Raw genomic sequence first — 11388 nt, 5'->3', positions numbered from 1 at the left:
GTAGTAGTAGTAGTAGTAGTAGTAGTTAACTCCGATACTCCGATATGTGTCGGGTTCGGGAAATTTGGTGTGTCGGCTACTGTGTCGGCTTTACCTGCATCAATCTCGAAAACCCCTTTATTTTCAGTCCCTTGAGTTGATTGCAGATGTGTCGGCTTTTGTTCGGCTTGGTGTGTCGGCTTAGTGTCGGCTTTTTTCTGGGCGTCAGAATTCAGGCGAGCCAGGTGGCATTTAAATATCAACTGCAACCCCTTGCTGCACTCGCTAATCAGGCCTCGCTTGACCAGGTGCTGAGCTGCACGACGAACCTGCTGCTTGCTGGGCAGCTCTTCTTTAATCCCGGGGGCGGCCTCTACTCGCACTTCACGAGCCAGGCCATGCCAACTGATAGAGGATTCCACACCAACCATTCCTGTCCCGAACGACATAGAGGGGCGGATACCAAAGACATAAAGACGCTGAACCAGCGCCGGAGCGCCGATCAGTGCCTTCATCTCTTCATCCGATAGGTAAATGCCAGCCATTTCCTGCCGTTCTCCTTGTCGCTATACTTCGTCCCGAGCACCTGTCCGGTGCTCATCGTCCGCCCGGATTCGTCCCCGGGCATCGTTACCCCTTCCGTCCAGTTGGGGTAGCACATCCGGATTCGTCCCCGGATGGTCGGTCATGAGATTTGTCCGATCCCATGACCAGCCCTGGCCCTTCTGTCCCGTCGGGCCGGGGTTTTAATTCAAATGCCCTACTCCCTTCATCGCTTTCGCCAATCCAGTTTCAGGCTACCCATATCCCCGGGCCAGGCAGGCAACAAGCACCACAGCCATGGTTACTTGCTATGTTGCGGCCCATCCGCAACCCGTAACGCACTGCTATGAATGCGCTATGGCGTTACGTTACAGCCCTTTTCATTAGCCCGCTTCAACACAAAATTAATGTTGAAATTCTCAAAAAGGCCCGGGCCGAAGGGGTGGCCCGGGCAAGTCGTTGCCAGGGTTAATTACGATGCGTGTAATTCGGGTACGTCTTCTCCAGGTCCTGGGCGGCCAGCTGATGCACAGCAGCCGCTTCAAGGTGCTCACGGTGAGCATCCTGTACCTGGGTCATTGTTGGGTTTTTAGGCAACTGCAGGCAGGCGACAACCGATTCAGCGCCCTCCTTGGTCATGCTGGCCGCCAGATCGTGAGCAGAACGCTCAGCATCAAGCTGACGCTGGCAGACAGAGGTAACGCCAGCGCAACCGTAGATATCGTTCAGATATGACACACGCAGTTCAGCAGGCATGGCCGCCACAATCACCGGCTCAACTTCCCACAGACGTTCGCGGTTAGCAGGCTGCTCTGCCATTTCCAACCAGCGAAACAGCTTCACCGCGTTGTTATGGCGCGCCTTATACGGATCGCCACCGGTCTGAAAGTTGATATCCAGATGAACCAGGCGGTCACGAAAGCCCAGCTCTACGAACTTGTCGCAGACCGTCGCAGCGATCGCTTCACGGTTTACGCCGGTGCCCAGCCAGCGGTGCATGTACATCTGCAGAGCCTGCAGGCGGTCTTGTGATTGCGGTGACATAGTATGTCGCTCTCCCTGAGCTATGCTGCATGTTGGGACTGGATGGAATCGGATACAGGCTCTAACGCACCGCCTGTAATCTCTTTGAGCTCAAGCGCTCTAAGCTGCGGAACGAATGGACCCCACTGGTAAATTGCGTTCGTGGTTACGCCAAGCGCCTCGGCCATTTTTTTCACGCCGCCATTGTCACGGCCGCCGAAGTGCTTGATAGCGTCATCAGTTTTAAGTCTTTTTTTCATGGCTAACTCCGTGAGGTGAAACTGTGAATTCAATAGTAAGCCCACTTACCACCAAATTGCAAACCCCAGTTACCAATAATCAAGGTAAGATTGCTTACATGGGAATAGGTGAAAACGTTAAGAAGCTCCGTACCGAGCGCGGCTTGAGCCAAGGCGAACTGGCAAAAAGGACAGGGGTTAGCCGTGTCCGCATTACGCAGATCGAGGGCAACCCGAATGCTCAGGTCAAAGACGATACGCTGCTAGGCCTGGCAAAGGCTTTGGGCTGCTCTGCTGACCAGCTGCGTAACGGCTGGGGCAGTAATCCGCTTACACCTGCCCCGCAGTTTGTGAATATACCGGTGCTAGATGTGGAGTTGGCAGCAGGGATGGGAACACATATAGACCTGGAGCAGGTCGACGACTGGGTGCCAATTTCTCAGGATTGGGTTTACCAGAATCACCTGGATGAACGCAGTCTGGTTGTCGTAAAAGTACGCGGCGACAGCATGGTCCCAACGCTCAGCAATGGCGATACGATCCTTGTTGATACCTCAGATAAGCGCCCTGTGAGCGAGAAAATCTACGCCATAGCTTTTGATGGAGAGCTGCGCGTTAAGCGACTAAAGAAGGCGTTTAACGGCATGTGGAAAATCACTTCAGATAACACCAGCAACCCCGCTTATGCTGATGAAACGGTAGCTCCGGCCAATATGGATCAGCTTAGAATTATCGGGCGAGTGGTTACATTGCTGATGCGAAACCTATAAAAATCAAAGGTAAAGGGATGATTACCAGATTAGTTTCCTATGCTTTTTCAATTTTCCTAATTGGCTTGGCAGCTTATATCTTCACCAAGAACCAAAGAATAGACGGCCCTGAGTTGGCAATGATATTAACTCTCGGAGCCTCTGGGGTATGGATGGCATTCCTATGCTGGGCCAATGTGCCAACAAACACCCCCTCTCTCTCAAACTTAATTCAGCTTAAGATTGAAAGAGCTATCGAAGAAGAGAATCTGCGACTATCCGACGCGCTTGCCGAGCGAAAGCGCAGGGTCGACGAAAGCTGAATAAGCATCAATCAAGATCCACGATTGACTGCTTACACCAGCCCTGCCTCTTCCCGCCGTCGTAAGGTCGAGCAAGGACTTCTCCAATTAATTTTTCGGCTAAACTCTCCCCGTCAGTATAAACATCAGCCAGCAACCTGAAATACTTGCCGCGCTCGATGCTTCGAAGCTCTACTACTTCCGCCGACTCCAGTAGCTGCCGCGTATAATTTCGCGCCTCCCTGGCTCGTCGCTTCTCATCTTCGCATTTTCCGCGGATCTCGGGCGCATCAATGCCTTTCACTCGAACCGGCATATTCTCACCAATGACCAGCGGCCAACCCTCAATCGTTACGCGAAACGTATCGGCATCATAAACGCTGACGATCTCACTCACCCTGGCAGCCCCGAAATCACCAGCAGTGCAACTACTGCACGCCAGCAACCCCAGCAATAACCCACGCATACCTACTCATCCCTGAAATTAAGCCTGCCGAGAGTTTTGCACTTTTTTCGGTAAGCAGGGTTGACATGGCATGGTAAGCCGACTTACCTTAAATAACACGTAAGCGCACTTACACATATTTCGGGACGAACGACTATGGACAACCGCGCACATGAAGTCAGGGAAACAGCTTACGGATTGTTAGCAGCCCTGGTCTTCACCGGGATAGTCACTTTTGCAGTGTGGCAGATCGGAAACGGACAGATTTAGGGGACGACGGACGATGAGCATTACTTGCTACGTAGATCAGCTACTTCGCTACCATGCGGACGACTTGGGTGCCCGGACAGCATTCGAGATGGCGGCGGAAGATAAGGCTGAGTGGATTGAAGACGAACTGAAAGCCGGCCGCCGGGTGTTTGATGGCGCCAAATGGCATGACGGGAACGATGTGGTTTCCGGCTTCCTTGCGACAAAGATGGGCTCTTCTCTGGCAGATGCTTACGAAGATGCCACTACGGACGACCAGCGCCAGCTGATCAATGCGAAATATGTTGCCGCACTGGACGAGTATTACGGCACTTACGCCTACCAGATCGCTCCTGCAGTGATTGGTGCTGACGCAGCATAGGGGACGGACTATGCGACGGGACACCCATAAAGCGCTGATGCAGCTGACGATGGGTCAGCTGTACAGCCTCCGGGGAGGTCGCCCATTTAAGGCGGTTTTCCACAGGAAAGAATCTTCAGTGATCGAGGCCAAGCGTGCCGGGACAGCCGCAAAAGCCTCCGCTAGCTACCGGACAGTAGCAGCTCACTGAACCTGAACTGGGGATCCACAACCACGGTTCAAAACAAAGAGGACGGGATGATGGGAATTAGAAATGCAGAAATGCCTGCAATGCCTTTTGAGGGAGGTGAAAACAACGGTGAAGCACCCGCTAAGGGTCTGACCAAGCGTGAGCACGCATGTATTCACCTGCGCATACCAGATACCGGCGACAAAGAGCTTGATGCGCTAATCGCCAAGGCGCAAAGACTTGATACAGCTAAAGCGCTCTATTCTGGAATGCTGGCCTGTCACGACCAGGACGGAACTTGGTCATCAGACAACTGCTGGGATCAAGCGATCCAGCAAGCTGATGGTCTCATTGCTGACCTTAAGAGGACGGGATGATGCAGACCACCCAGGACATTAAAACCGAAGCAGTAAGCGGCTCTCGCGGGCAGCCCACGCTTCACATCAACGCGGTTTCTCAGCGCTTCGGTAACAACCTTGGCGTTGAAACCGAAGTGCACGTGCCCTCTTTCACTATCGCCAGTGAAGAGCGGGAAGAGTTTCTGCAGAAGCAGGCCGAGCTGATCAAGGCTTACAGGATTTAAAGGACGGGACGATGAACGCTATTACAACACGCCAGAGCGCAGGCTTTGCCCTGCAGCCTGGCAATCTGACCGAAGCGATGCAGATGGCAGAAATGCTATCTCACTCGCAGATGGTGCCAAAGAGTTATCAGAACAAGCCCCAGGATACCCTGGTTGCAATGATGATGGGGGCGGAGCTTGGACTAAATCCGATCCAGTCACTGCAAAACATCGCGGTCGTGAATGGCCGCCCTTCCATCTACGGTGATGCTCTTCTGGCGCTGGTAATGAATCACCCAGCCTTTGGCGGACATGAAGAGTCGTTTGACCAGAACACCATGACAGCCACTTGCACAGTTTGGCGTAAAGGCGATCAGGGCAAGCACAGCGTTAGCTACAGCATGGAAGATGCAAAGCAGGCAGGTCTTTGGGAAAAACAGGGCCCTTGGAAGCAGTACCCCAAACGAATGCTGATGTGGCGAGCTCGCGGCTACGCACTTCGCGACAAATTTGCAGATGCTTTGGGCGGCCTTATCACCGTAGAGGAGGCTCAAGATATGCCAACTGAGCGAGAGATTAATCCTCGATCTGTTCAAGCAGCAGAATCGCAGCCTTCGCTTCAGCACTACCCTGTCGAGGACTTTGAAACCAACTTCCCCAAGTGGCAACAGCTGATCGAAGCCGGCAGACGGACACCTGAGCAGATCATCAGCATGGTCAGCACCAAAGGCGTTCTTACTGATGAGCAGAAAATGATGATTGAAGGAGCAGCGGCATGAAAATTCTAGATCTACAGCAGGGTTCCCAGGAGTGGTTGCAGGCTCGCGCTTCTCACTTCACTGCCAGCGAAGCACCGGCAATGATGGGCGCTTCCAAATATCAGACCCGCAATGAGCTGCTGCAGCTAAAGGCAACGGGCATCGCACCAGAGGTTACCGAAGCGCAGCAGTACATCTTCGATAAAGGCCATGCCGCAGAAGCGGGTGCCCGCCCTACTACCGAATTTGAACTGGGTGAAGAGCTGTTCCCTGCTACCGGTGTGCTGGAAGACTCTAAACTGCTGGCCTCTCTCGATGGCATGACAATGGCGGGCGATATCGTTTGGGAGCACAAGCTTTGGAATGAAGGCCTTGCAGTCACGGTTCGCGAAGAAAACCTTGATCCTCATTACTACTGGCAGCTGGAACAGCAGCTGCTGGTATCCGGTGCAGATCGCGCGCTCTTCACCTGCTCTGATGGCACAACAGACAAGCGCGTTAGCTGCTGGTACGAATCGTATCCAAGCCGTCGTGAACAGCTACTGGCAGGCTGGGCTCAGTTCGAGCGGGATTTGGCGAACTACAAGCCCGAAGAGGTTAAAGCTGAAGTCGTTGCAGAGAAGCCTGCCGACCTCCCTGCCCTGATTGTTGATCTCGTTGGCGAAGTTCGCAGCTCTAACCTGGCATCGTTCAAAGATGTGGTACTGGCACGCATCGACGCGGTGAAAACCGATCTGGCTTCAGACCAGGATTTTGCCGACGCTGAAGCTACCGTGAAGTTCTTCAGCAAAGGTGAAAAGCAGCTTGATGAGGTTAAATCACAAGCCTTGGCTCAGACCTCTTCAATCGATGAGCTGTTCAAGACTGTCGATCACCTGAAGGATGCTATGCGTACTAAGCGCCTGGCCCTCAACAAGCTTGTCAAAGACAAGAAGGAACAGATCCGGACCAACATCGTTCTGACTGCAAAACAGGCCCTGGCTGAACATATTGCAGACATTGAAGCCGATCTGGGCGGCTATCGATTGCCAACGATCACCGCTGACTTTGCTGCAGCCATCAAGGGTAAGAAGTCTGTTGCTGGCCTCCAGTCTGCAGCCGATGACGAACTGGCCCGCGCCAAGATCGAAGCCAATCAGGCCACCGAGAAGATCCAGAGCAACCTAGCAATCTTCGCTGAGCTGATCGGTGAATATGGCTTCCTCTTTGCTGATAAGCAGCAGCTGATCCAGCTGGAAGCCGATCACCTCAAAGACAAGATCAAATCCCGCATTGCTGACCACAAAGAGCAGGAGCGCATCAAGGCCGAACAGGAGCGCGAGCGTATCCGTGCCGAGGAAGAGGCTCGCATTCGTCGTGAGCAGGAGGCGCAAGCTCAGGCTCAGGCACCGAAAGTAGAACAGCAACGCCAGGCCACCCCGCTTAACAACCACGAACTGATCGACGTAGCAGCAGAAGACGATATCACCATCAGCCGCAAAGAGTATGAGCAGCTGAAGCGTGATAGCGCCATGCTCGCAGCCCTCCAGGGCGCTGGCGTCGATAGCTGGGACGGCTACGACCATGCTATGGCGATGCTGGAAAGCGCCGCTTAATTCAACTCAGGCGGTCTGACTGGCCGCCCCTCTCAATTGGACGAAGCAATGAAGCTGACCATCAAGAACAAAGAAGCGGCCGCAAAAGCCATGACGCTCAAGGTCTTTAAGCCGAAGCTTGAAAAACACATTCGTGAGTGCGTCGACTTTGCTGATGAAGCTTACAGCCTGCTGCTGAAGGATCGGGCAGACAAAGCCGTGAAGACAGGTGTGGATAAGGCCTTTCTGAAAACATCCGCCACATTCCTGGTGCGGGCTCATGTTCCGGCCCCTGTAGAAGGCAATCTTTCCAGAACCCTCACACACACCCTGCAGTGGCCACTTACCGACTACCTGAGTGTGCAAGATATAGATTTTGCTAAATACACTGGCTATGGCGATGAATTCAGGCCGCTGGTTGCAATATTTCCAGAGCCGAAAGTAGTGCCTGCTGTATTCCACGGTGATCTAGTCATCGACTTTGTGGATGACAAGTCCGTCGAAGCATACGCCGAGCGTCTGATCGCCCTGAACCGGGCTGGCGCACAACTGGCTAAAGAAGCGAAAGCCTACCGCCTCGACGTAATCGGCTGCCTTCTCCCTATCAAAACAGCGAAGCAGCTGGAAGAGGTCTTTCCTGCAGCTGTTGAGTACTTTCCAAAACCAGAAACAAAGGTCTCGCTGCCGGTACCGGTTGAGCTTATCAACAACCTGACCACCCGGCTCTACGAAGACGCCGAGCAGCCAGCTGCTTAACAACCACCCCTTGGACGAATAGGACGGGACAATCCTAATGAATGCACAGCACGACTTTGTAGACGTACACGACGAGGTATTCGATACCTCCGCTAAGACCATGCACGCTGACCTGATGGGCATCATCCGCGAAGCCTGCAAGGCAATGCCTGATGTTTGGCAGCGTCTCTCGAAAGAGAAGCAGCAGGACTTCCTTGATTCCTGGGATGCTCAGCTCGAAACAGTGGTTGAAAGCTGCATCATGCACATCGCATCCGATAACCGACCTCACGTCATTGCCACCGTGGACCAGGTGGTATTCAAAGGCGGCATCGAAGCCAAGCTGAAGATCGAAAAAGGCATGAGTGAAGACGGTGCACCGTCTGGCGCCCATGACCTTGCTGACGCTACCGGCGAAAAGGTCATGATCATCCTACCTGGCGCAGATGAATACGAGCCAAGCGAAGGCGACAAGCCGACAGCCGAAGACGATCAACCGGACCTGCTGGATAGCGCCAGCGATCCGCTCTACGACGAAGCCGTGGCCTTTGTTCGTGAATCCGGCAAGACCTCCATTTCAGCTCTGCAGCGCGACCTCAAGATCGGCTACAACCGCGCCGCACGTTTGATCGACATGATGGAACAGGTAGGCATCGTTGGACCACGAGACGATAAAGGTCAGCGCGAAGTAATCGGCTAACTCACCCGGGGAGGTAATCCCTCCCCTCTTTCTGAACGCAAATGAACAAGCAGTATTGGGACTGGCGCTGGTATTCGCGCCATGTGAACCGCAAGAAGCGGTAATAGGACGAAGGGACGGGACAATGAAAATTCAGTTTATTGAGGTTGGTCCAAATAATAGTAGCTGGACTGCAGAGGTAAGCGAACTCGAATATGAAGCGCTTTATCGGGAAGTAAAGGATAAAGCAATGCTAATGAGCAGAACTATTGACTTTAGCTATGACGGCGAAAGCAAGTCGGGTGAAGTAATCGTTGGCGGATTCCGCACTGTGGGCAAATTCAAGGTTCTGGAAACGGTTCATTGATTCGGGTTTTCTAACCAATAAGCCGGAGATGCGGAGTGATAGAGATGGACGAACCAGTCGATATTAAGGATCAGTACGAAAAGATAGGATGCCCAGATTGCGGAGCTTTGCATAAATTTATACCAAGTGATTATGGAGTAATTACCTGCTATCGATGCTCATTTGACTTTACTCCGCTAGAGGCAAGAAAAGATCAAGCCCACAAGAAGCCCAAATAACCCGAAGCTAATACGCCAGCGCCTAAGCGCTGGTCTGAATTGAGCGCCTTGTTATGGCGCGGGAGGGAGATTAATGGAACGTGCAAACCCTGTACACATGCGACAAGCCCTTGAAGTCGTAGATGGACTAAAAAAATCGGGCGTCCAATTTGTAGCTTTGCCTGTACTGAATGATGCGGATCACGCAGCCCTGATAGCGCAGTTGCAGGAAAGGCTGGAGAAGATCGCCGCCGATACCCAGGCGCAATAACCCGGCCATCAGCGGCCCATGTGGAGTGAGCCAGCGAGCGGAACGCGAGTCCGCTGGATGGCATTGTTATATTTCGAGGTGAGATGTGAACAAGATTGCAGATATAAAACTTAAGGTGGCTATCGGGCTAGGTGGCGGCGGCTGCATCGTGGAGGCCGTTGATATTAATGTTATTTAGGCCACATATGAAAATCACTACAGAGTACACGCGCTACAGAAACTCACTTAGGTCATTCCCTGCCAGCGTGGCGATATGTATGCCCACCGAATCTGTGCCGCCGAGGTTTAAACAATTTCGGATCGGGTTGTGGGTCTGGTGCTGGCGTTGGGACGTGGTGCTTACGTGGCCTATATAACAAAGATGATACCCGGCGCGAAGCGTCCGGGTTATCGAGGTGTTATAGATGGGACGCAAAAAGAAAATTGAACCTTCAACCCATGTCGGGCACTACGTCGTTGAAGGCGTTGGGCTGACAGAGTTGCGCGGCGCTATTAAGTGGGCTGAAAAGAAAGACTACAGTTCGGGCCATACATTCACTTACAAGGGTAAGAAAGTTCGAGCTTGGTTAGCGGGACATTACTTGCGGTATTTTAAATAAGCGGCCGGGGCAACCGCGAAATTGGACGATGAGGACATAGGACGATGAGCGATAAACTACTGAAACTGACCGATGTTATTGAAAAGACCGGCTTTCAAAAGTCATTTATCTATAAGCAGATAAGCGACGGTTGTTTTCCGGCGCCTAAAAAAATAGGACGATCCAGCCGCTGGAAAGAAAGCGAGGTCAACAGCTGGATTAGCAATCAGGCTTCGGCGGCTTGAGCATCCAGATAATCAGACCAGGCTTGCATCATCTCGCGGCGTTCATCCATATATTCCGCATGGTTGTACGCCTTTCTCTCCCCTTTCTGCTCTACGTGAGATAGCTGACGCTCAATAACGTCAGCTCTCCAGCCCATCTCATTTAATAGCGTTGAGGCCGTGGATCTAAAACCGTGGCCCGAGAGGCGCTTAGCGTACCCCATTCTTTCCAAAGCCCGGTTAACTGTCGTTGCCGTCATAACATCATCTGGACGCCTAAGGTTAGGAAATAGCTGGGGTCGATTGCCTGTATATTTCTGCAGTTCTGTAAGCAGCTCGATCACTTGATCACTCAGCGGCACCAGATGCTTTTTCCGCTTTTTCATTCTCTCCGGCGGTATTACCCACAGAGCACCGTCTAAATCGAACTCAGACCATTGAGCCTGTCGCAACTCCCCTGTTCTGACAAATGTATGTGCCAGGATCGTGATAGCTATAACGGTCGGCCTGTACCCGCCATACTCTGCCAGCTTTTCCATAAAGACAGGGATCTCTGCTTTTTCCAGGGGCGGATTGTGCCGGACCGGTTTTTTCACAATCGCGTCTTTCAGGATAAAAGTAGGATCTGCATCAACAAGCAGCTTAGAAGCGCCGTAGCGAAAGATCTGGCTTAACCACTGGCGAGCCAATACCGCAATGCTTGGCGCCCCCCGCCCCTCGATATTCTCGATGATCTTCAGACAGTCCGATGGCGCCACATCGCTTATCCGCATATCACCAATGACCGGGTAAACATCCTCTTTCATTACCCGGTTGAACTGCTTCAGGTAATAGGCGTTCCAACTGGGCGCCTTCCTGGCAGCGAAATCCGTCGCCACGTTCCGGAACAGCCCCTTGTCATCGACACTCGCTTTAGCCTGCTCCGCCTTCCTGACCTCGTTAGGGTTGTTTCCCTGCCTGGCCTGACTGCGCGCCCAATCGCGTTCCTTGCGAGCGTCAGCAAGCGATACGGCAGGGTATTCGCCAACAGTGAACATCCCTTCCTTCTTGCCGATATTGAATCTATACCTCCAGTACTTTTTACCGGTCGGGCGAACCTCTAAATAGAGGCCTTCAGCATCAAGTAGTTTGTAGGGTTTGTCTTTCGGCTTGGCCGTCCTGGCCTTGGTATCTGAGATAGGCACCGGGTAACACCTTGAGTCGGGTAATCTTACCCGGAATCTTACCCGGTTTATGCGTGGATGAACACGGAATAGCGTGGACTACTGCGGAAGTCGACTATGCTTAAAGTACTGATCTGGCGGGGCTTACTGGAAAGATGTGGATAACTGCGGAAGTCGATGCCTGTTATCGATCATTAACA

At 52.7% G+C, this 11388-nt stretch carries 17 protein-coding genes; 12 read left to right on the top strand and 5 right to left on the bottom strand.

Translation table 11 applies throughout. The features are described 5' to 3' along the window. The 3 genes from Q354_RS27525 to Q354_RS0115850 all read right to left on the bottom strand — a co-directional run. Positions 1-524 (bottom strand): hypothetical protein (locus Q354_RS27525; RefSeq protein WP_211252272.1); only part of this gene is annotated, 524 nt, incomplete at its 3' end. 466 nt (positions 525-990) lie between these two features. Then, positions 991-1566, bottom strand: coding sequence for a toxin YdaT domain-containing protein (locus tag Q354_RS26105; protein ID WP_051560200.1), 576 nt, complete (start codon positions 1564-1566; stop codon positions 991-993). A gap of 20 nt (positions 1567-1586) precedes the next feature. Beyond that, the gene (locus tag Q354_RS0115850) at positions 1587-1805 is read right to left on the bottom strand and encodes a Cro/CI family transcriptional regulator (protein ID WP_027858458.1); all 219 of its coding nucleotides are present in this window, start codon (positions 1803-1805) and stop codon (positions 1587-1589) included. A 23-nt stretch (positions 1806-1828) separates the two neighbouring features. Between Q354_RS0115850 and Q354_RS27520 the strand changes: the two genes are divergently transcribed. Continuing rightward, positions 1829-2554 carry an XRE family transcriptional regulator gene (locus Q354_RS27520; protein ID WP_156948390.1) on the top strand — a complete coding sequence of 242 codons (726 nt, stop codon included), beginning with the start codon at positions 1829-1831 and terminating at the stop codon, positions 2552-2554. A gap of 309 nt (positions 2555-2863) precedes the next feature. Here Q354_RS27520 and Q354_RS0115835 read toward each other — a convergent pair whose 3' ends face one another. Next, positions 2864-3301 carry a thermonuclease family protein gene (locus Q354_RS0115835; protein ID WP_027858456.1) on the bottom strand — a complete coding sequence of 146 codons (438 nt, stop codon included), beginning with the start codon at positions 3299-3301 and terminating at the stop codon, positions 2864-2866. A 262-nt stretch (positions 3302-3563) separates the two neighbouring features. Between Q354_RS0115835 and Q354_RS0115830 the strand changes: the two genes are divergently transcribed. The 11 genes from Q354_RS0115830 to Q354_RS0115780 all read left to right on the top strand — a co-directional run bounded on the left by Q354_RS0115830 (position 3564) and on the right by Q354_RS0115780 (position 10046). Further along, complete coding sequence (locus Q354_RS0115830) at positions 3564-3911, top strand: hypothetical protein (RefSeq protein WP_156948389.1); 348 nt, start codon at positions 3564-3566, stop codon at positions 3909-3911. A 237-nt stretch (positions 3912-4148) separates the two neighbouring features. Continuing rightward, on the top strand, positions 4149-4457 hold the full coding sequence (locus Q354_RS26095; protein WP_156948388.1) for a hypothetical protein: 309 nt from the start codon (positions 4149-4151) through the stop codon (positions 4455-4457). Beyond that, complete coding sequence (locus Q354_RS0115820) at positions 4454-4663, top strand: hypothetical protein (protein WP_156948386.1); 210 nt, start codon at positions 4454-4456, stop codon at positions 4661-4663. Before Q354_RS26095 ends, Q354_RS0115820 begins: the two co-directional genes overlap by 4 nt. An 11-nt stretch (positions 4664-4674) precedes the next feature. Next, positions 4675-5421, top strand: a complete 747-nt coding sequence (locus Q354_RS26090; protein ID WP_036230226.1) for a recombinase RecT — start codon at positions 4675-4677, stop codon at positions 5419-5421. Continuing rightward, the gene (locus Q354_RS26085) at positions 5418-6995 is read left to right on the top strand and encodes a YqaJ viral recombinase family protein (RefSeq protein ID WP_051560198.1); all 1578 of its coding nucleotides are present in this window, start codon (positions 5418-5420) and stop codon (positions 6993-6995) included. The genes Q354_RS26090 and Q354_RS26085 overlap by 4 nt, the downstream gene beginning before the upstream one ends. A 48-nt stretch (positions 6996-7043) precedes the next feature. Beyond that, on the top strand, positions 7044-7730 hold the full coding sequence (locus tag Q354_RS0115805) for an Nmad5 family putative nucleotide modification protein (RefSeq protein ID WP_027858453.1): 687 nt from the start codon (positions 7044-7046) through the stop codon (positions 7728-7730). Positions 7731-7767: 37 nt separating this feature from the next. Next, positions 7768-8409: a DNA translocase FtsK gene (locus tag Q354_RS28950; protein WP_027858452.1), complete on the top strand. Its 642-nt coding sequence runs from the start codon at positions 7768-7770 to the stop codon at positions 8407-8409. 124 nt (positions 8410-8533) lie between these two features. Continuing rightward, positions 8534-8755 (top strand): hypothetical protein, encoded by a 222-nt coding sequence (locus Q354_RS0115795; RefSeq protein WP_036230222.1) that lies wholly within the window; start codon positions 8534-8536, stop codon positions 8753-8755. Between the two features lie 291 nt (positions 8756-9046). Further along, positions 9047-9223: a DUF1382 family protein gene (locus Q354_RS28300; protein WP_156948384.1), complete on the top strand. Its 177-nt coding sequence runs from the start codon at positions 9047-9049 to the stop codon at positions 9221-9223. A gap of 404 nt (positions 9224-9627) precedes the next feature. Further along, complete coding sequence (locus Q354_RS0115785) at positions 9628-9822, top strand: hypothetical protein (protein ID WP_027858450.1); 195 nt, start codon at positions 9628-9630, stop codon at positions 9820-9822. Between the two features lie 44 nt (positions 9823-9866). Next, complete coding sequence (locus Q354_RS0115780; RefSeq protein ID WP_027858449.1) at positions 9867-10046, top strand: helix-turn-helix transcriptional regulator; 180 nt, start codon at positions 9867-9869, stop codon at positions 10044-10046. Here the strand turns inward: Q354_RS0115780 and Q354_RS0115775 are convergent. Continuing rightward, complete coding sequence (locus tag Q354_RS0115775; RefSeq protein ID WP_027858448.1) at positions 10028-11209, bottom strand: tyrosine-type recombinase/integrase; 1182 nt, start codon at positions 11207-11209, stop codon at positions 10028-10030. The genes Q354_RS0115780 and Q354_RS0115775 overlap by 19 nt on opposite strands. Between the last annotated feature and the right edge of the window lie 179 nt (positions 11210-11388).

Source organism: Marinobacterium jannaschii DSM 6295, from assembly GCF_000620085.1.
In the GTDB taxonomy this organism is placed as follows: domain Bacteria; phylum Pseudomonadota; class Gammaproteobacteria; order Pseudomonadales; family Balneatricaceae; genus Pontibacterium; species Pontibacterium jannaschii.
Note: the sequence above shows the minus strand (reverse complement) of the source record. Positions and strands in the feature narration are given on the sequence as shown.

Bases quoted from the DNA above. Each gene is read 5' to 3' on its own strand.
- Q354_RS28950 (WP_027858452.1), top strand. From the start codon at position 7,768: ATGAATGCACAGCACGACTTTGTAGACGTACACGACGAGGTATTCGAT.
- Q354_RS0115835 (WP_027858456.1), bottom strand. From the start codon at position 3,301: ATGCGTGGGTTATTGCTGGGGTTGCTGGCGTGCAGTAGTTGCACTGCT.
- Q354_RS26085 (WP_051560198.1), top strand. From the start codon at position 5,418: ATGAAAATTCTAGATCTACAGCAGGGTTCCCAGGAGTGGTTGCAGGCT.
- Q354_RS0115850 (WP_027858458.1), bottom strand. From the start codon at position 1,805: ATGAAAAAAAGACTTAAAACTGATGACGCTATCAAGCACTTCGGCGGC.
- Q354_RS26090 (WP_036230226.1), top strand. From the start codon at position 4,675: ATGAACGCTATTACAACACGCCAGAGCGCAGGCTTTGCCCTGCAGCCT.
- Q354_RS0115780 (WP_027858449.1), top strand. From the start codon at position 9,867: ATGAGCGATAAACTACTGAAACTGACCGATGTTATTGAAAAGACCGGC.
- Q354_RS0115795 (WP_036230222.1), top strand. From the start codon at position 8,534: ATGAAAATTCAGTTTATTGAGGTTGGTCCAAATAATAGTAGCTGGACT.
- Q354_RS26105 (WP_051560200.1), bottom strand. From the start codon at position 1,566: ATGTCACCGCAATCACAAGACCGCCTGCAGGCTCTGCAGATGTACATG.
- Q354_RS0115820 (WP_156948386.1), top strand. From the start codon at position 4,454: ATGATGCAGACCACCCAGGACATTAAAACCGAAGCAGTAAGCGGCTCT.
- Q354_RS0115830 (WP_156948389.1), top strand. From the start codon at position 3,564: ATGAGCATTACTTGCTACGTAGATCAGCTACTTCGCTACCATGCGGAC.
- Q354_RS0115785 (WP_027858450.1), top strand. From the start codon at position 9,628: ATGGGACGCAAAAAGAAAATTGAACCTTCAACCCATGTCGGGCACTAC.
- Q354_RS28300 (WP_156948384.1), top strand. From the start codon at position 9,047: ATGGAACGTGCAAACCCTGTACACATGCGACAAGCCCTTGAAGTCGTA.
- Q354_RS0115805 (WP_027858453.1), top strand. From the start codon at position 7,044: ATGAAGCTGACCATCAAGAACAAAGAAGCGGCCGCAAAAGCCATGACG.
- Q354_RS26095 (WP_156948388.1), top strand. From the start codon at position 4,149: ATGATGGGAATTAGAAATGCAGAAATGCCTGCAATGCCTTTTGAGGGA.